Source organism: Streptomyces sp. SID3343 (assembly GCF_009865215.1).
In the GTDB taxonomy this organism is placed as follows: Bacteria; Actinomycetota; Actinomycetes; order Streptomycetales; family Streptomycetaceae; genus Embleya.
This window is the reverse complement of record NZ_WWJX01001083.1, coordinates 1-17,223: the sequence shown is the minus strand read 5'-3', so window position 1 is coordinate 17,223 and position 17,223 is coordinate 1. Positions and strand designations below refer to the sequence as shown.

The following is a 17,223-nucleotide window of genomic DNA, read 5'->3' as shown; positions in this document are numbered from 1 at the left end:
CCTCGCCCCCACGGCCACCCTCGCCCGCACCGACCACAACGACAGCCGCGGCGCCCTGACCCCCGCCGCCTGGCGCCGCATCCTGGCCGGCCCACCCCCACGACCCGCTCGAGACCGACCCACCCCACCACCCGAGTAGTAAGACCACCCCCAGAACCCACCCCAACCACCCGCCCACGCACCCACTCACCCACTCACCCACGCGGCAACCACCAAGCGGCAAGCAGCAACCATCAACCGGCCACGGGCAACCGGCTACGGGCAACCGGCACGCAGGCCCCATGGGCCGACGGAACGAGGCCCGGCTCACCGTCCGGTCACCCAGCGGTTCAACCGGTAAGGAACAGCGCCATGACCACCCCGCACGCCTTCCCCCTGGAGCCCACGCCGATCCACGTGTCGGACCAGGTCCTCGACGACCTGCGCACCCGTCTGACATCGACCCGGCCGCCGCTGGACGAGGGAAACGAGGACTGGTCCTACGGCGTCCCGGACAGTTATCTCCGTGAGCTGGTCGCCTACTGGCGGGACGGCTACGACTGGCGCAAGGCCGAGGCGGCCATCAACGTCCACGAGCACTACCAGGTGAGCGTCGCCGGTGTTCCGGTGCATTTCATGCGCAAGCCCGGCCGCGGCCCTCGCCCGATCCCGTTGATCCTCACCCACGGCTGGCCGTGGACGTTCTGGCACTGGTCGAAGGTGATCGACCCGCTCGCCGACCCGGCCGCGTTCGGCGGCGACCCCGCCGACGCGTTCGACGTGATCGTGCCGTCCCTGCCCGGGTTCGGGTTCCCCGGCCCGCTCACCGGTTTTCCGGACGTCAACTTCTGGAAGGTCTCCGACCTCTGGCACACCCTGATGACCGAGACCCTGGGATACGAGAAGTACGCCGCCGGGGGCTGCGACATCGGCGGCGTCGTCACCAGCCAGCTCGGCCACAAGTACGCCGACGAGTTGTACGGCATCCACATCGGCTCCGGGCTGCCGCTCGACTTCTTCAACGGCCCTCGCGCGTGGGACTTCGCCCGAAATCGGCCCCTCACCGACGAGCAACCCGCCGACGTGCGCGCCCGCATCGTCGACATGGACCACCGCTGGGCGCCCCACCTCGCCGTGCACATGCTCGACGGCGCCACCTTGGCCCACGGCCTGAGCGACTCACCCGCCGGACTGCTCGCCTGGCTGCTGGAGCGTTGGAACGCCTGGAGCGACAACGGCGGCGACGTGGAGTCCGTCTTCGGCAAGGACGACCTGCTCACCCACGCCACGATCTACTGGGTGAACAACTCCATTGCCACGTCGATGCGTTACTACGCCAATGCCAACCGCTACCCCTGGGCTCCCGCCCACGACCGCACCCCGGTCGTGCAGGCCCCGGTCGGGCTCACCTTCGTCACGTACGAGAACCCGCCCGGCATCCACACCGCCGACGAGCGGGTTCGGGCGTTCGAGGCCGGGCCGCAGGCCGCGTGGTTCAACCACGTCAACGCCAACGCCCACGACCACGGCGGCCACTTCATCCCGTGGGAAAACCCCGACGCCTGGGTGAGCGACCTGCGCCGCACCTTCCGCGGCCGCAGGCCCTGAGCCCGCGGACGAACCCACCGCCCCACGAAGCGACAGCCGTCCCGGCCGCCCGCGTCAGTCCAGCAACGATTCCACCAGTGCCCGCACCGACAGCACGAACAACCGGTCGCCATCCGCCCCGTTCGTCAGGTTGCTCGCCAAGTCCGGGTCCTCCAGGGCGAGTTCGGCCCGCCACTCGTCCACCGCCGGTGGCTCGGCCACGCTGTTCTCCAAGGCCCGCTCCAGCATCACGAAGCCGGCGATCTGGTACTGGACGGCCTGCACCGCCTCCGCCGCCGCGACCCCGTGCAGCCCCGCGTCGGTGATCTCGTGCACCAGGGCCTTGCGCGCCGGGAGCATCATCAGCGACTCCAGGCCCCGTTCGCGGACGAGCCCGACCAGGTGCGGGCGCTCCAGGATCAGCCGCCGGCAGGACCGCGCGATCGACACCACCCGCTCGACGGGCGTGTCTCCCGCGACCGTGATCGCGCCCATGTCCGCGATCACCCGGTCCACCAGTTGGTCCACGAGCACGTCGCGGTTGCCCACGTGCCAGTAGATCGAGGTGACGGCGACGCCCAACTCGGCGGCGAGTTTGCGCATGCTGAGGTTCTCGATACCCGACTCCATGACGAGACGCATGGCGGTATCGAGCACGGTGTCTCGCGTGATCCTGTCCATCACGTCCCATTCTCGCGCCCGCTCGTGGTCCCCCGATACACCGGGCAACCGCGTCGGGGGTCTTTACCTCGTCGACATGCGGTGTAACAGTGTTACAGGACACCGGAGCCCGGTCCCGCTTTTCCCCGACGAACACCACCCCCATGGGCCTGATCACCCCACCCATTCGCCCGAATCCCGCAACCTCCACCCCCGACGCCACGGGTGGGCGGGCGGGAACAAATACCGACCGCAACAAGCACAAACCCCGCGCACACCTGCAAAAAACGCAGAAGAGGTGAGGTACGTGGCACGCATCCGATACGGCGCCCGACCGGCGGAGAGCCTGAAGAAGTCCTCCAAGGAGCGCTCCAGCCTTCCCGAGATCTGGTCCACCGGCGTGATGGCGATCTGGGAGACCGACCCCGAGGTGATCGCGGCCGTGCTGCCGCCGCCGCTGGTTCCCGCCGACCGGCCGCTGGTACGGGTGAACATCTCCGGCTGTGACATCAACGGCTACCCGCTCGGCGCCGGCGCGGTCGCGGTGCGTTGCAAGCACGGCGACATCGAGGGCGACTACACGCTGACCATGCCGATGACCACCGAGCGCGCCGTGATCGGCGGTCGCGAGGTGTTCGGCGAGCCGAAGAAGCTCGCCGACGTCAAGGTCGAGCGCGACGGCGACCGGGTCGTCGCCACCGTCAACCGGATGGGCGTCACCTACGTCGAGGTGCGCGGCACCGTCGTCGAGCAGTTGGAGACCCCCGCGCCCCGGCAGACGCTGAGCTTCTACTACAAGTTCCTGCCCGCCGTGGACGGCGACGGCTTCGACGCCGACCCGATGCTCGTACACGTCACCCGCAACGAGCGGACCAGGACCGCGCACCGCGTCGACGGCGAAGTGATCCTGCGCGACTCGGACTTCGACCCGATAGCCGACCTCCCGGTCCGCAAGCTGATCTCGATCACCCTCAGCGAACGCACGTCCGACCAGCAGGGCTTCGTCGCCGAGCACGTCAAGGCCGACCTCGTACTGCCGTACATCCACCAGCGCTACGACGACGTACAGCAGATCACCGACGACCCGCCGCCGGCGAAGCAGTAGCCCGCCCGACCAACGCCGGACACAACGCCGGGAACAACGCCGGACACAACGGCCGGAACAACGGCCGGAACAACGGCAGGCGCAACGCCAGGAACACCGGCACCCACGTCAGCAGGCGACGACAGCAAGGGACCGAGACACATGCTGCAGGAATTCGACGGCAAAGTCGCCGTCGTCACCGGTGCCGCGAGCGGTATCGGCTTCGCGATGGCCCAGCGGTTCAGCGCCGAGGGCATGAAGGTCGTCCTCGCGGACATCGAACAGGGCGCGCTCGACAAGGCCGTCGCGCAGCTCAACGACGCGGGCGGCGACGCGATCGGACAGATCACCGACGTATCCGAACGGGACTCGGTGTTCGCCCTCGCGGACCGCTCCTTCGAGCACTTCGGCGCCGTACACGTGCTGTGCAACAACGCCGGGATCGGGTCCGGCTCCGAGGGCAAGATGTGGGAACACGATCCCAAGGACTGGGACTGGTGTTTCGCCGTCAACGTGTTCGGCGTCTTCAACGGCATCCAGGCGTTCGTACCGCGCATGCTCGCGCAGGACACCCCCGGACACATCGTCAACACGTCCTCGGGCGACGGCGGCATCGCGCCGCTGCCGAACGCGTCCGTGTACGCCACCACCAAGGCTGCCGTGGTGACCATGACCGAGGCGCTGTACGCGCAACTGGGCCAGGTCAAGGCGCAGTTGGGCGCGTCCGTACTCTTCCCCGGCCCCAGGATGCTGCGCACCGGCCTGTGGGAGTCGTACCGCAACCGGCCCGAACGCTACGCCAAGTCCGTGCCGCGCAAGACGCCGTACAACACGCTCGACGCGTGGGAGAAGGCGATGCGCGACGCGGGCCAGGAGATCGAGTTCACCCCGGTCGAGTCGGTGGCCGCCGACGTGTTCGACGGGATTCGCGAGAACCGCTTCTGGATCTTGCCGGCCAGTGAGCACAGCGACAGCCAGATCACCGCGCGCTCGCAGAGCATGCTCGCCCGGAGCAACCCCGGGTACCTCGAAACCTTCGTTCTGGACAAGTGAGCTGAGCGACGATGACCGAGCAGCAGCACGACGCAGCACAGCAGAACACAGCGACGCCGAGCGAACTCACCACTCCCTACACGATCATCTCGTCGGACACCCACGCCGGCCTGCCGACCGAGCTGTACCGCGACTATCTCGCGACCAAGCACCACCCGGCGTTCGACCGATTCATGTCGGAGCGCGAGGCGCAGCTCAAGGCGATCACCGATCTGGGCGTGCGCAACGAGGACTTCGCCGCGAACTGGTTCGAGACGAACGAGGAAGTCCTGCGCAGCGGTTGGGAGGTGGACCGCCGTGACCTCGAACTCGACAAGGACGGCGTGGTCGGCGAGGTCGTCTTCCCCGACGCCGACGCGGTCGAGTCGCGTACGTGCGTACCGTTCGGCGCGGGCCTGGGCCTGTCCGGCGACCTGGACCCCGAACTGGGCCTGGCCGGCGCGCAGGCGCACAACCGGTGGTTGGCCGAGCTGTGCAAGACCAGCCCCGAGCGGCGTCGCGGGGTCGCGCTGATCCCGATCACGGCGCCGATCGAGGACGTCCTCAAGGAGATCCGTCGGATCAAGGCGGACGGCTTGGGCGCGGTGATGATCCCGGCGATGTGGATGAACCAGACGCCGTATCACGACCGCAAGTACGACCCGGTGTGGGCGCTGTGCCAGGACCTGGAACTGCCCGTGGTCACCCACTCGGGTCCGGCCGACCGCGAGGCGTACGGCAACCACCTGGGCATCTATGTCACCGAGGTCACCTGGTGGCCGTCGCGTCCGCTGTGGTTCCTGCTGTGGTCGGGCGTCTTCGAGCGCTTCCCGAGGCTGCGGTTCGGGGTCACCGAGGCGGGGTGCTGGTGGGTGGGCAACCTGCTGTGGTTCACCGACCGGCTGCTGCTCGGCTCGCGCGGCGCGGCCAAGCTGGCCGGGTTCGAGGAGATCAAGCTGCTGCCGAGCGAGTACTTCGACCGCAACTGCTTCATCGGCGCGTCCAACACCAAGCGGCGCGAGATCGGGATGCGCTACGAGATCGGTGTCGGCAACATCTGCTGGGGTAACGATTTCCCGCACCCCGAGGGCACGTGGCCGGAGACCCTGAACATCCTGCGCAAGACGTTCTCGGACGTGCCGATCGCCGAAACGCGCGTGATGCTCGGCGAGGCGGTCGCGGATGTGTACGGCTTCGACCTCGAAGCGCTCAAGCCGCACGCGGAGCGGGTCGGGGTCACCCCCGCGACGCTCGGCCAGGTGAACGCGGACGGTTCCGCGAAGGACCTGACCACCAAGTGGGCCGCGGCCGCCGAGATCGGCCGGCACTGGCTCACCGGCCACGACACGGGCGCCGCGATCAATCCGAACGCGCAAGCCCTGGAGGTCTGAACCCCCATGAGTGACAGTTCCACCCCGCTCCCCGTCCCGAGCGAGTCCCCCGAATCCCCCACCGTCCCCGAGGGGTTCCCCGAGCGCTACACGGTGATCTCCGCCGACTGCCACGGCGGCGGCGAGATCCACGGATACCGCGACTACCTGCCCGCGAGGCTGCACGCCGAGTTCGACACGTGGGCCGCGAACTACGAGATCCCGTACCCGGACCTCAAGGGCGACCTGGGTCCGCGCAACTGGGACTCGGACCGCCGGATGGGCGACCTGGAGGCCGACGGGGTGGTGGCGGAGGTCATCTTTCCCAACACGGTGCCGCCGTTCTTTCCCAAGCCGTCGCTGACCGACCAACCGCCGGCCGCGAACGCCGGTGATCTGGCCCTGCGTTGGGAGGGGCTGAAGGCACACAACCGATGGATGGTCGACTTCTGTGCGGCGACTCCCGGGCGCCGGGCGGGCATCGTACAGATCATGCTGCACGATCTCCCGGCCGCGGTGGAGGAGATCCGCTGGGCCAAGGACGCCGGGCTCACCGGTGGCGTGCTCCTGCCCGGCACGCCGCCCGGATCCGGGCTGGTCCCGATGTTCGACTACGCGCACTACGAGCCGCTGTGGCGGGTGTGCGAGGAGTTGGGCATGCCGGTCAACCACCACACCGGTTCCGCCGCGCCGCCGGCGGGCGATACCGACGTGGACAAGGTGGTGTTCCTGACCGAGGTCTCGTGGTGGGCTCATCGCGCGTTCACCCACCTGGTGGTCTCGGGTGCGATGGACCGCCACCCGGAGCTCCAGTTCGTGTTCACCGAGCAGGGCACGGCGTGGATTCCGGAGGAGACGCGGCGACTGGACTACTACTGGCATCGGATGAGTACCGCCGTCGGCTCGCAGGAGTACGAGTGGGGCAGCGCGCTCGTGGGCCGCATGGACCTCAAGCCGAGCGAGTACTGGGCCCGCCAGTGCCACGTCGGCGCGAGCTTCCAGCGCCCCGCCGAGGCGAAGCTGCGCTATCAGGTGGGCGTGGACCGGATCATGTGGGGCAGCGACTACCCGCACAAGGAGGCCAGCCATCCGTTCAGCCGTGAGGCGCTGCAACTGACCTACAACGGCATCGACCCGGTCGAGGTCGCGGCCATGGTCGGCGGCAACGCCGCGAAGCTGTACGGCTTCGACCTGGCGGCCCTTGCCCCGATCGCGGCGAAGGTGGGCCCGAAGGTCTCCCAGGTCTTCGCGCCGCTCGCCCCGGAGGACATCCCCGAGGGCGCGGACAAGTGCCCGGCCTTTGTGGGGGCCTTGAACGTGAAGCCGTAGGCGTGGCCGTGGCCGTAGGCGTGGCCGTGGCCGTAGGCGTGGCCGTGGCCGCTCGCGCCGTCGCGGCTACGGCCGCGGGCCGTGGCCGCGGCCACGACCCGAGCGATCCCGGAGTCGGCGGGAGCGCACCGACCCGCTCCCCCGATTCCGGATCACGGCACGCCCACCTCCCGGTACACCGTTCACCGCCGATGTCGCCTGGTGTGACACCTCGCACACGGATTCCGACCAACAGGCCCCCCGATGCCGCTGTCATTCACCACGGCACGCTTTAGAGTCCGAGCCATGACTCGACCGGACTGGGCTCCAGAGCACATCGACATCACGCGGGCCAGTGTCGCCCGTGTCTACGACTACGCCCTCGGCGGCGCGCACAACTTCGCGGTCGACCGCGAGGTCGCCGAGAAGGTCACTCTGGCCATGCCCGAGCTGCGCGACGTGCTGCGCGGCAACCGGGTCTTTTTGACCCGCGCGGTGAACCATCTCCTGAAGCTGGGTATCCGCCAGTTCCTGGACCTGGGCTCCGGTATCCCCACCGTCGGCAACGTGCACGAAATCGCCCAGCAGGCCGACCCGAACGCGCGTGTCGTATACGTCGACAACGACCCGGTCGCCGTCGCGCACAGTCAGGCGCTGCTCGCCGACAACCCGAACGCCACGGTCGTGGGCGCCGACCTGACCGACCCGGCGAAGCTCATCGACTCGCCCGAGGTGCGGGAGTTGATCGACTTCTCGCAGCCCGTGGGCGTGCTGATCGTGTCGGTGCTGCACTTCCTGCCCGACGAGGCCGATCCGGTCGGCGTCGTGGGCCGCTACATGGCGGCGACCGCGCCCGGTAGCCACCTCGCCCTCTCGCACGCCCACCGCGGCGAGGAGCGACCGCCGGGCATGGACCGCGCGCTCGGCGAGTACTCCTCCAACGTGCAGAAGATGCACGCCCGTTCGCACGACGAGATCCTGGCGATCTTCGGCGGCCTGGAGTTGCTGCCGGCCCGCCTGGTACCGGTGGACGTGTGGGGCGCGGAGGGTCCGCTCGGCACCCCCGAGGTGAAGTTGCCTCAGCTCGCGGGCGTCGCGGTCAAGGCCTGAGCGGCCGGCCCCGGGTTGTAGAACTCCCGTTGTCCGACGACCAGTCCGTCCCGGAACGTCAACACCGCGATGTAGGTGTTGGCGTACGGGCGGCCGGTCGTCCGCGCGCGACCCTCACTGGTGAACTCGACGATCACCGTGTCCGGATCCAGGCACTGATGCACGCGTATCACCGTCAGCCGCAGCTCGAAGGCCGTCAGGGCGACCTCCAGGTAGGCGTCCACCGCGCCCTTGCCCTCGACCCGCACCGGCGGTGTGGCGTACGGGAATTCGAGCACGACGTCCGGGGCGTAGCAGGCCACCTGGGCCGCCCGGTCGCCCGCGCTCACCGCCGCGAGCAGCCGCTCGGCGATCCGGACGTTGTGCGCGCGCTGCGCGGGGGCGTCGGCTTCGTTCATGCCGGCAGCCTTGCGCACAACGCACGACGATGGAAGATCGACACGCGCGACTCACGCCGGCACGGCCTCCGGGTTGCCCGGGTTGCCCGGATCGCTCGGGTCGCTCGCGAGTGCCACGCGGGTCTCGGGCAACGCCGCGAAACACGCGACGCTCAGCAGCGCGGCCCCCACGAGATACGCGGCCACGCCCCACGGCGTTCCGTCGCCACGCGCGAGTTCGGTGGCCACGATCGGGGTGAGCGCGCCGCCGAGCACGCCGCCGAGGTTGTACGCCGTCGACGCGCCCGTACACCGCACTCGCGGCTCGAACAGTTCGGACAGATAGGCCCCGACCCCCGAGAACGTCACGATGAAGGCGATCAAGGTGCCCACGCACGCGAGTGTGATCCACATCGGCTCACCGGTCGCCAGCAGCCCGAGCATCGGGAACGCCCACAGACCCATCGCCGAACACCCCACCAGGCACAGTGATCTGCGGCCGTGGCGGTCCCCCAGGAGCGCGAACAACGGCGTACACACGCCCTTGACCACGACCGCGACCATGATGCACGCGAGCATCGTGGTGCGACCGACGTCCAGGCGGGTCGTGCCGTAGTGCAGGGACCACGTGGTGGTCAGGTAGAAGGCGACGTAGCCCGAGGTCATCGCGCCCGCGCAGAGCAGGATCAGCCGCCAGTGGTGGCGTACGACGTCCCGGAACGGCGACTGCGAAAGCTCGTCGGCGGCGGCCAGTTCGCGAAACTGCGGCGTCTCCTCGACCGACGAGCGCAGCATCAGCCCGACGGCGACCAGTACGCCGGCGAACACGAACGGCACCCGCCACCCCCAGGCCCGGAACTGGCCGTCCGTCAGCGTCCCGGAGAGCACCAGCATGAGGGTGTTGGCGAGCAAAAACCCGACCGCCGGGCCGATCTGCGGAAAGCTCGCCCACAACCCCCGTTTCCCGGGCGGCGCGTGTTCGGCCGCGAGCAGCACCGCGCCGCCCCATTCGCCGCCGACCCCGAACCCCTGGCAGAACCGCAGCAGCACGAGCAGGATCGGGGCCGCGATCCCGATCCGGTCGTAGGTGGGCAACAACCCCACCAGCACGGTCGCGATCCCGGTCAGCAGCAGCGAGGCCACCAGTACCGGCCGCCGGCCGCGCCGGTCGCCGATGTGTCCGAACACCACGGACCCGAGCGGCCGCGCGATGAACCCGACGGCGTAGGTGGCGAACGCCGCGAGCGTGCCGGCGATCGGCGAGAAGCCGGGAAAGAACAACGGCCCGAGCACGAGTGCGGCGGCCGTCCCATAGACGAAGAAGTCGTAGAACTCGATCGACGTACCGGCAAACGATGCCGCCGCGATCCGGACCATGGAGACATTTCGAGTCACATACCGCCCAACGAGTGAGTCGGCGGGTGGTCACTCGATCGGCGGCACGACCACCGGATCCGGTTCGGCGGTGAAACGCCCTCGGCCGGATCACGTCTCCTCGGTGTCGGTGCGGGTCGCCGGGGGCTACGGCCGGCCGGGAGGTACGCGGCGCGGTCGATCCGCGGACGCTGCGCCATGTGCTCGGGCGAGTCCGTGCGAAGTGGATAGCGAGCGGCCCTCGGCGGCGTCCTATGGAGTAGGAGGGGGACTCGATGCGAACCCAGGACGAGGAACGGTTTCGAGAGTTCGTCGAGGGACGGCGCACGGCTTTGCTGCGTACGGCGTACCTGCTGTGCGGTGACCGCGGGGATGCCGAGGATCTCACGCAGGCGACGCTGATCAAGGTCTACGCGGCGTGGGATCGGGTGGCCCGGGCGCAGAACCCGGACGGCTATGTGCGCCGGGTGCTGGTCAACACCCACCGCTCGCGGACTCGGGGCCGGCGGGTGGTCCAGTTCCTCACCGACCGGTTGCCGGACCCGGTCGGACCCGACTCCACCGCCACACTCGCCGGCCGAAGTGTGTTGATGGCCGCATTGGCCCGATTACCCACCGCGCAACGGACGGTGGTGGTGCTGCGGTATTGGGAGGACCGCTCGGACGTCGAGGTCGCACACATCCTCGGCAAACCCGTCGGCACGGTGCGCAGCCGGGCCGCCCGGGGCCTGGCGCGGTTACGCGAGGACCCGAACATGGCCGATCTGATGGCCGCCGGACCGGCCCGCGTGCCACGCAGGACGGAGGCACGGTCGTGACCCACGAGGGCATTACCGCGAACGAGACTGCCGCGTTGAAGGAGGCTTTCATGACGGAGATCGAGGCGACGGAACTGACTCCGCCCAGTGTCGAGGGCGTACTGAGGGGGGCGAGGTCCAGGCGCCGGCGCCGGCTCACGCTCGGCATGGTCGGCACCGTGTTCCTGGTGGCACTCGGCGGGGGCGGCACGGTGATCGCTTCGTCGCTACTGGCCGAGGAGCGGGAGTCGTCGGCGATCCTCTCGGTCGACGTGGGCCGACCGGTGGCGGGCACCGGACCGGGCGTCGTGGTCACCGAAGGTGTCACCCGGGGCCAGATCTGGCGCACGCGCACCACGGCCGGGTCGGACGGGGGGTTGTGCGCATTCGACGTGAACCCGGTGACCGACGAGGCGGGCGGCGGATCGTGTGGGGGCCCGGTCACCGTCAACGGCGTGGTCGTACCCGACGTGATCAAGGTGTCGTGGGGGGGAAGTGCCTCCGACAATCACGACGGTTCGTGGTCCTACCAGGTGCTGGGCACCACCACACCCGACGTCGCCCGGGTGCGCCTGACGTGGGACGGTGTCAAGGAACCGATCATGCTGACGGCCGTACCGCTGAACAAGGACCGGAACGTCTTCACCTTGATGATCGTCGCCGAGGGGGGCCCGCCCAAGTTCGACCTCGTCGGTCTCGATGCGAACGGACAGAGGTTCCCGAGCATCGACCCACCGGAGTAGCAACCGAACGTGTTCCGGCACCGGAATCGGCACGGCCGGGCGTCACTCGCCGGCACCGGGTCGTCCGGGCCGTGGGTTCGTGTCCGCGCAGGACGGCTCCGGCCACCGGGGCTGTCCTGCGCAGGTCGGGCGGCCGGGCAGCCGGGCGGGGTGCGGGTTCGGGACGCGGATGCCGGTACGGGCAAGGTCGTCGGCGGCGGGAGGGTGGGGTGTCCGTGGGTGACCGGTACGTCGAGGTGCTGTGGGGCGTGGAGTTCGTCGGCCCGGCCGGCGACCATGGGAGTGTCCGTGTTCCGGTGGCGGATCTCGGCCGGGCGGGCCGCCGTAGCCGGCTCGCGCAAGGTGGCCTGGATCGCGGGTGGGTATCCGGCGGCGGCGCGTCCCCGGGCGGGGCAGGCGAGGGGCGACCCGGTGTCGGCGAGGATGCCGACGCTCGTCGAGGGCCGGCAGGTCATCGGGACGCGACCGCCGAGGGGTCGGTCTGCCCGGCGGCCTCCGTCAGCGGGCGGCCGGACGCGGCCGCCGCCGCGCGGGTGGTGGCCCAGGACGGTTTGTGGTCGGCGATGTCGCGACCGCAGCGGCAGACCTGCGCGGCCCGGGCGGAGAGCGCGGAGACCACGCCGATCCAATAGTGCGCCATGGCTTCGCGGCATTCGTCAGGCGTCAGGGCCGTTCCTGGCGGCGGTAGGTGGGCGAGGTACACACCGAGGTTGGCCCCGAACGCGACCAGGGACAGCGACTCGGGCAGGAGGGTGTGCCAGACGCCCTGCTCGGTGACCAGAATCGCATCCGGGTGGGCGGCGGATACGAGGCCGACGGTCAGCGGCGGCACGATCGCCGGGACGGTGAACGCACCCACGGTGTGGCCGAACTCGTCGACCGCGGGCGGTTCGTAGGCCCGGAACAGCGCCGACATGCCCTGCCGGTACACGGAGAGATGGCCGGTGGTGTGGTCACCGACGGGCGAGCCGTGCAGGATCGCGTCCAACTCACCGAGCCGTAGCGGCACCGTCTCCAGCCACGCCTTCCGGTAGGCGGCAGCCTTGAACGTGCGCGGAAACGGCACGCCGGGCACCACCCACTCGACCGCGACGTCCCCCGGCCCGGCACCGGCAGGCGCCCCCGGGAGCAAGCGCAACTCGGCGCGGCGGACTGCGGGCAGGAACGCGTGGGCGGCATCCCAGACTTCGATGAGCGCAACGGCCCGAGACGGCGAAAGGTGATGGGCGCCGGCGGTAAACGGCTGATGGGGCATGACGACTCCAGGAGGCAATACCGCCGCACGGCGCGACGCCGTGCGGCGTGGTGGTGGGAGTAACGCCCCGTCAGAACGACGAAGCGGACAACGCGTTGCGCACAGCCGGCCGCTCAACCGGCGGCGCAGCCCGGAGCACGGTGAGGGCCGAGGGCACGGAGTTCCACGTGTGGCAGGCCGCACCACAACCAGACGACCCCCCGTCCACCGGCCGAAGCAAAACCTGACCCCCGCAGCAGCGCTCGACAAGCCCCCGCTGCCCGGTCAACGCATCCAGCACGAGCGCTTGGTAGCCGGGCCGTCTCGGACCGCCCGAACTCGTCGCAGAACTTCGGTTCACGGAATCACCCGCACGCCATCCGGACTCCGAAGCCTGGCCACAACCCGCGCCGCGACGGTCGGACTCGGCAGATCAAACCCCGCGAAAACGAACTTTCGGCCCCTGCGAACGCCCCACGACAATCGGTCGGCGCAGGTCCGCACGATGCTCAGACCGCGCCCGTCGTCGCTGTCAGTACCTGCCGGCGGACCTTGAAGCGGGATCGGCACCAACAGCGAATCCTCAACGGACACGCGCAGTTCGACTCCCACGGCGGTCAGAACAACCAGCACCGGGCCACGCCCGTGCCGCACGCCGTTCGTCGCCAACTCACTGACAACGAGCGCAACGTCGTCACACCGCTCCGGCCCCAACCCCGCGCGCTTGGCTATGAGTTCAGCCTGCCCCCGAAGCGCACTCAGGGTAAGCAACGGCCAAGCGTCGTACGGGTTCAAGCATTGAGCCATGGTGCGCTGACTCCCCACTGCTGAGGTCCACAGGGGCCTCGCGATCATGCTGCGCCTCGTGATCATCCGAGCACAACTGGTGACTCGACAGAGCTTGCCCTTCGCTCCGGTCAATCGTCAAGCGAATGCCGGGCAAATGCCAGGCGGATTCCATCGACCGCTACAGGCGCTACGCTCGACTCGTTTCCGCGATGCCGCGTACTGGCATGGCTGCGGTACGCGACGGCGACGGAGGGGTCCATGGCGGGCGGCAGCGTCAGCAATTTCAAGGCCAAGCGGAATCTCGGCACGAGACTCCGTGAGTTGCGCGGCAAGGAGTTCGCTCAGGACGTCGGTCGGCGCATTAACCTGAGCGCTTCCCAGGTCACGCGCATCGAGAAGGGAGAGCGGAACTGCACGCGCGAAGTGCTGGACCGCCTCCTGGAGTACTACAAGGTCACAGCGCAGGAGGCCGCCGAACTGTCGGCACTCGCACAGCAGGTCTGGGATGCCGAACCACCGTGGTGGCGCGAATACAAGGACGTTGTCTCCCCGGGCTACGCCGAACTTCTGGAACGAGAATCCGATGCGATCGAACGGCTCGACTACCACCCGGTGATGGTCCCCGCCCTCCTGCAAACCGAGTCATACTCGCGGGCAGTCACCGGAGTCGGGTTTGCATCGCTCGGCCCCGACCAGGTCGATGACCTGGTTGTGGTCCGAGCGATGCGTCAACGTCGGATCCACGAGCCTCCGTTGCTCTCGAACCACTCGGTATTCACCGAAGCCGCGCTCAGATTCGAGATTGGCGACCCCACTGCTCGCCACGCGCAACTCGATCACTTGCTCGACATGGCGAAGCTGCCCAACGTGCGGATCAACGTCGTTCCGTACCGCGGCGGACCCGAAGGCATCCATGTCAGCTCCTTCGGCATCCTTCGATATGAGGAACCGGAACCGGATGTGGCTTTCGTCCATTCGGTCTTGGGTACCGAGATGAAGACCGCCCCGCGGGATACGAAAAAACTGAACCGGCTCTTCCGTGACCTGACCAGAGTCGCGTTGAACGCGGACGATAGCTGTGAATTGATCAGCGAAATCAAGCGAAAGCTGGACTGATATGAACATGACCCTCGACGCCACAGTTGAACTGGCCTGGCACAAGAGCACCTTCTCGAGCAACAACGGCGATTGCGTCGAGAGCGCAGCCATCAACGGCGCCACCCTGGTCCGAGACACCAAGGCCCGGGCACATGGCCACCTGACCATCGACGCCACATCGTGGAACCACCTGATCACCACCCTGAAGGACTGACCACCTCAGCAGGCGAGGGCCGTCGGACGATAGCCGTGCACTGATCGAAACTGCCAAGAAAGACACCACATGAACTTGGCTACTGGCTTTAACGCTCCTCTGGCCTGGAGGAAAAGCACATTCAGCGGGACCAGCGACGACTGTGTCGAAGCCGCGCCGATCGCCGCCGCCGTCGCCGTACGGGACAGCAAGGACCTCACCATCGGCAACTTCGCCGTCCCGAATGCCTCTTGGGCCCGGCTCACGGAAGCCCTCAAGGGCTGACCACCCACCGAATAAGACGAGGCCGTCCCCCAGTGAACGAGGGATGGCCTCATCCACGTCACGGCGCCCACATCACCCTGGCCAGTTCGCCGCTCTAGCCAACCTCACGCCGAGCGCAGACCATAGTTGTTGTGCGTTGCTCACCAAGGCCGAGCGAAGGGTGGACAAACATGGAGACCACCACCGACACGACCGATCTCCTCTGGCGCAAGAGCACCCACTCGACCGGCGACGGCGATTGCCTCGAAAGCGCGAGCACCAAGGACGGAGTCCTCGTGCGAGACACAAAGGGGTCCAAGCACCGCCACCTGACCATCGACGCCACCTCGTGGGCCCAACTGCTCTCCGCCCTGAAGAGCTGACCACCCCGCACGTCGCCGACGACCTCGTTCGCACGCCGGTAGCGCACAGGCCGGACGGCCGAGCAGCACCGCGAAGCTCATTGCCCGACGGGCCGCTTCGCCAACCTGGTCAAGCCCGTACCGAGCGGAGAAGATGGCTGTGCACTGTTCACGGAAGCCAACCGAAAGGTGGCCAGACATGAGCATGAAGGCCGACGCCACAGCCGAACTCGCGTGGCACAAAAGCACGTTCTCGAACAACGCCGGCGACTGCGTCGAGAGCGCAGCCACCGAACACGGGGCCCTCATCCGCGACACCAAAGCCCGCGAACACGGCCACCTGACCATCGACGCCACCTCGTGGACCCGACTGGTTGCGGCCCTGAAGAACTGACCGCGCCCACCACAATCGAGGCTGTCCCCGTCCACCGGAGGGCAGCCTCGTTCGGCCACGGCAACACGCGACCCACCTCGAACTCCGGTTCCCCGTAAGGCAACGCCTTCGTCGCCCTCCAACAAGCGGGATCGACCGACGCGCCCGCCGAGCCCTCTGGTCCGCAACGCCTTGGGCCCCGAGGATGGTCCTGACCGAACGCCACTTCCGGAGAGGCCGACATGACCCCGAGCTTCCAGCAGGAACGCCGCCTCACCTGGCACAAGAGTTCGTACAGCCACAACGACGGCGATTGCGTCGAGACCGCCTCGACCCCTGGCGCCGTCGTCGCCGTACGCGACACCAAGGCCCTCTCAGCCGGCAACCTCGCCATTCCGAACAACGCCTGGACCCGACTGACCGCAGCCCTCAAAAACTGACGGACACCAGCCGCACCATTCATCGCGGCGGTACTCACAAGGGTGGTTCGCCATGACCGACAACGCCTCCTTCCGAAAGTCCTCCCACAGCGAAGGCGCCGCAAACTGCGTCGAGATCGCACCCGCCGCCCCCCACTCCACCCTCATCCGCGACACCAAGGCCCCCGCACACGGCCACCTCGCCATCGACGCCGGCGCGTGGAGCTTCCTGGTCACCTTTCTGAAGGCCTGACGCCGCCGGAGGCCGGTGAGGACGTCCTCGGAGATCCGCCCGCGGTGATTTCTCGTCCACGCACCGACCGACCTTCGAGTCGTGTGCCTTGACATGCGACGAGACCAACCCTCACGGTGATGGAACTCTTTGAGCATGTGCGGACACGGAGGGTGAGCCATCGTGAATCTTCGTCTCGTGGGGATCGACCCCGAAAGCAAGACGGGAACGTGCCCGACGGTCTGGGTAGACGAGACCACCGGAGACCTCGTGGTCCAAGGATGGAATGCGGACGATGCGACTCTGACGGCGTGTCTGGACAGCGGATCCGTCCCCGCGTCCGAGACCGTGGTGCGGCTGCCCGTGCGTATGGTGGTCGCGATCCGAGAGGCGTGTGATGTCGCGGAGCGTTCCGTCCTTTGACGAACTGATGGCCGACTGCGAACACTCGGCCGTCCACCTGGAGATGCGCGACGTCTACACCAGCGAGGACGAAGCCCAGGACTTCGCCGCCTGGCAAGCAGGCCACCGCCACGACCCCACGGACCGCGCATCCTGGTGGACGCCATGGCTCGACCTGATCGCGGCCACCACCGCACGCGGCGTGACCGTACGCAGAGCCCGCGTGGTGTCCCAACCGGTCACCACCTACATCGCCTACGAACACGCCTGCACCCACCAGAACATCGCCGCCGGCGAACACGTGCGCTGGCTCCCCCGCAGCCGAGCATCCGACCTCCTCCTCCCCGGCAACGACCTGTGGGTCATGGACGACCGACTCGTGCGCTTCAACCTCTTCACCGGCAACGGCGAATTCCTCCACCACGTGGACCTCCAC

At 68.5% G+C, this 17,223-nt stretch carries 21 protein-coding genes; 16 read left to right on the top strand and 5 right to left on the bottom strand.

Translation table 11 applies throughout. From position 1 onward, the window contains the following. The first annotated feature begins 351 nt into the window (after positions 1–351). A complete protein-coding gene (locus tag GT354_RS34010; RefSeq protein WP_161360219.1) occupies positions 352–1,587 on the top strand; it encodes an epoxide hydrolase in 1,236 nt (411 codons plus the stop codon). A gap of 54 nt (positions 1,588–1,641) precedes the next feature. On the opposite strand, the gene GT354_RS34005 is transcribed toward GT354_RS34010, so the two are convergent. Further along, the gene (locus GT354_RS34005; protein ID WP_161360218.1) at positions 1,642–2,247 is read right to left on the bottom strand and encodes a TetR family transcriptional regulator; all 606 of its coding nucleotides are present in this window, start codon (positions 2,245–2,247) and stop codon (positions 1,642–1,644) included. A gap of 286 nt (positions 2,248–2,533) precedes the next feature. On the opposite strand from GT354_RS34005, the gene GT354_RS34000 reads away from it, so the two are divergent. The 5 genes from GT354_RS34000 to GT354_RS33980 all read left to right on the top strand — a co-directional run bounded on the left by GT354_RS34000 (position 2,534) and on the right by GT354_RS33980 (position 8,130). Continuing rightward, positions 2,534–3,331, top strand: coding sequence for an acetoacetate decarboxylase family protein (locus GT354_RS34000; RefSeq protein ID WP_161360217.1), 798 nt, complete (start codon positions 2,534–2,536; stop codon positions 3,329–3,331). Between the two features lie 144 nt (positions 3,332–3,475). Next, positions 3,476–4,363 (top strand): SDR family NAD(P)-dependent oxidoreductase, encoded by an 888-nt coding sequence (locus tag GT354_RS33995; RefSeq protein WP_161360222.1) that lies wholly within the window; start codon positions 3,476–3,478, stop codon positions 4,361–4,363. A gap of 11 nt (positions 4,364–4,374) precedes the next feature. Continuing rightward, on the top strand, positions 4,375–5,733 hold the full coding sequence (locus tag GT354_RS33990; RefSeq protein WP_161360216.1) for an amidohydrolase family protein: 1,359 nt from the start codon (positions 4,375–4,377) through the stop codon (positions 5,731–5,733). Between the two features lie 6 nt (positions 5,734–5,739). After that, the gene (locus tag GT354_RS33985; RefSeq protein WP_237535747.1) at positions 5,740–7,041 is read left to right on the top strand and encodes an amidohydrolase family protein; all 1,302 of its coding nucleotides are present in this window, start codon (positions 5,740–5,742) and stop codon (positions 7,039–7,041) included. Between the two features lie 285 nt (positions 7,042–7,326). Further along, entirely contained in the window at positions 7,327–8,130 is an 804-nt protein-coding gene (locus GT354_RS33980) for an SAM-dependent methyltransferase (RefSeq protein ID WP_161360215.1), read from the top strand. On the opposite strand, the gene GT354_RS33975 is transcribed toward GT354_RS33980, so the two are convergent. Both GT354_RS33975 and GT354_RS33970 read right to left on the bottom strand, forming a co-directional pair. Continuing rightward, positions 8,100–8,528 carry a nuclear transport factor 2 family protein gene (locus tag GT354_RS33975; RefSeq protein ID WP_161360214.1) on the bottom strand — a complete coding sequence of 143 codons (429 nt, stop codon included), beginning with the start codon at positions 8,526–8,528 and terminating at the stop codon, positions 8,100–8,102. The two genes, GT354_RS33980 and GT354_RS33975, sit on opposite strands and share 31 nt — an antisense overlap. Before the next feature lie 51 nt (positions 8,529–8,579). Continuing rightward, positions 8,580–9,884 (bottom strand): MFS transporter, encoded by a 1,305-nt coding sequence (locus GT354_RS33970; RefSeq protein WP_161360213.1) that lies wholly within the window; start codon positions 9,882–9,884, stop codon positions 8,580–8,582. 272 nt (positions 9,885–10,156) lie between these two features. Here GT354_RS33970 and GT354_RS33965 point away from each other — a divergent pair, with 272 nt between their 5' ends. Both GT354_RS33965 and GT354_RS33960 read left to right on the top strand, forming a co-directional pair. Beyond that, the gene (locus tag GT354_RS33965) at positions 10,157–10,699 is read left to right on the top strand and encodes a SigE family RNA polymerase sigma factor (protein ID WP_161360212.1); all 543 of its coding nucleotides are present in this window, start codon (positions 10,157–10,159) and stop codon (positions 10,697–10,699) included. A gap of 50 nt (positions 10,700–10,749) precedes the next feature. Then, entirely contained in the window at positions 10,750–11,421 is a 672-nt protein-coding gene (locus GT354_RS33960) for a hypothetical protein (protein ID WP_161360211.1), read from the top strand. A 451-nt stretch (positions 11,422–11,872) separates the two neighbouring features. Here GT354_RS33960 and GT354_RS33955 read toward each other — a convergent pair whose 3' ends face one another. Continuing rightward, positions 11,873–12,676: a hypothetical protein gene (locus GT354_RS33955; protein ID WP_161360210.1), complete on the bottom strand. Its 804-nt coding sequence runs from the start codon at positions 12,674–12,676 to the stop codon at positions 11,873–11,875. A gap of 336 nt (positions 12,677–13,012) precedes the next feature. Continuing rightward, positions 13,013–13,450, bottom strand: a complete 438-nt coding sequence (locus GT354_RS33950; protein ID WP_161360209.1) for an ATP-binding protein — start codon at positions 13,448–13,450, stop codon at positions 13,013–13,015. Between the two features lie 252 nt (positions 13,451–13,702). Here GT354_RS33950 and GT354_RS33945 point away from each other — a divergent pair, with 252 nt between their 5' ends. The 8 genes from GT354_RS33945 to GT354_RS33910 form a co-directional block, all read left to right on the top strand. After that, entirely contained in the window at positions 13,703–14,560 is an 858-nt protein-coding gene (locus GT354_RS33945; protein WP_161360208.1) for a helix-turn-helix transcriptional regulator, read from the top strand. 7 nt (positions 14,561–14,567) lie between these two features. Further along, a complete protein-coding gene (locus GT354_RS33940) occupies positions 14,568–14,756 on the top strand; it encodes a DUF397 domain-containing protein (protein WP_161360207.1) in 189 nt (62 codons plus the stop codon). Between the two features lie 69 nt (positions 14,757–14,825). After that, a complete protein-coding gene (locus tag GT354_RS33935; RefSeq protein WP_161360206.1) occupies positions 14,826–15,020 on the top strand; it encodes a DUF397 domain-containing protein in 195 nt (64 codons plus the stop codon). A 170-nt stretch (positions 15,021–15,190) separates the two neighbouring features. Beyond that, entirely contained in the window at positions 15,191–15,382 is a 192-nt protein-coding gene (locus tag GT354_RS33930) for a DUF397 domain-containing protein (RefSeq protein WP_161360205.1), read from the top strand. A gap of 178 nt (positions 15,383–15,560) precedes the next feature. Then, a complete protein-coding gene (locus GT354_RS33925) occupies positions 15,561–15,755 on the top strand; it encodes a DUF397 domain-containing protein (RefSeq protein ID WP_202512607.1) in 195 nt (64 codons plus the stop codon). Positions 15,756–15,976: 221 nt separating this feature from the next. Then, complete coding sequence (locus tag GT354_RS33920; protein ID WP_161360204.1) at positions 15,977–16,174, top strand: DUF397 domain-containing protein; 198 nt, start codon at positions 15,977–15,979, stop codon at positions 16,172–16,174. 52 nt (positions 16,175–16,226) lie between these two features. Beyond that, the gene (locus tag GT354_RS33915) at positions 16,227–16,406 is read left to right on the top strand and encodes a DUF397 domain-containing protein (RefSeq protein ID WP_161360203.1); all 180 of its coding nucleotides are present in this window, start codon (positions 16,227–16,229) and stop codon (positions 16,404–16,406) included. Positions 16,407–16,815: 409 nt separating this feature from the next. After that, on the top strand, positions 16,816–17,223 hold a 408-nt coding region (locus tag GT354_RS33910), incomplete at its 3' end, for a DUF6879 family protein (RefSeq protein ID WP_161360202.1).

Coding starts and splice junctions, on each gene's coding strand:
- GT354_RS34010 (WP_161360219.1), top strand. CDS start 352: ATGACCACCCCGCACGCCTTCCCCCTGGAGCCCACGCCGATCCACGTG.
- GT354_RS33970 (WP_161360213.1), bottom strand. CDS start 9,884: ATGGTCCGGATCGCGGCGGCATCGTTTGCCGGTACGTCGATCGAGTTC.
- GT354_RS33975 (WP_161360214.1), bottom strand. CDS start 8,528: ATGAACGAAGCCGACGCCCCCGCGCAGCGCGCGCACAACGTCCGGATC.
- GT354_RS34005 (WP_161360218.1), bottom strand. CDS start 2,247: ATGGACAGGATCACGCGAGACACCGTGCTCGATACCGCCATGCGTCTC.
- GT354_RS33980 (WP_161360215.1), top strand. CDS start 7,327: ATGACTCGACCGGACTGGGCTCCAGAGCACATCGACATCACGCGGGCC.
- GT354_RS33935 (WP_161360206.1), top strand. CDS start 14,826: ATGAACTTGGCTACTGGCTTTAACGCTCCTCTGGCCTGGAGGAAAAGC.
- GT354_RS33920 (WP_161360204.1), top strand. CDS start 15,977: ATGACCCCGAGCTTCCAGCAGGAACGCCGCCTCACCTGGCACAAGAGT.
- GT354_RS33955 (WP_161360210.1), bottom strand. CDS start 12,676: ATGCCCCATCAGCCGTTTACCGCCGGCGCCCATCACCTTTCGCCGTCT.
- GT354_RS33945 (WP_161360208.1), top strand. CDS start 13,703: ATGGCGGGCGGCAGCGTCAGCAATTTCAAGGCCAAGCGGAATCTCGGC.
- GT354_RS33990 (WP_161360216.1), top strand. CDS start 4,375: ATGACCGAGCAGCAGCACGACGCAGCACAGCAGAACACAGCGACGCCG.
- GT354_RS33930 (WP_161360205.1), top strand. CDS start 15,191: ATGGAGACCACCACCGACACGACCGATCTCCTCTGGCGCAAGAGCACC.
- GT354_RS33915 (WP_161360203.1), top strand. CDS start 16,227: ATGACCGACAACGCCTCCTTCCGAAAGTCCTCCCACAGCGAAGGCGCC.
- GT354_RS33925 (WP_202512607.1), top strand. CDS start 15,561: ATGAGCATGAAGGCCGACGCCACAGCCGAACTCGCGTGGCACAAAAGC.
- GT354_RS33985 (WP_237535747.1), top strand. CDS start 5,740: ATGAGTGACAGTTCCACCCCGCTCCCCGTCCCGAGCGAGTCCCCCGAA.
- GT354_RS33960 (WP_161360211.1), top strand. CDS start 10,750: ATGACGGAGATCGAGGCGACGGAACTGACTCCGCCCAGTGTCGAGGGC.
- GT354_RS33965 (WP_161360212.1), top strand. CDS start 10,157: ATGCGAACCCAGGACGAGGAACGGTTTCGAGAGTTCGTCGAGGGACGG.
- GT354_RS33940 (WP_161360207.1), top strand. CDS start 14,568: ATGACCCTCGACGCCACAGTTGAACTGGCCTGGCACAAGAGCACCTTC.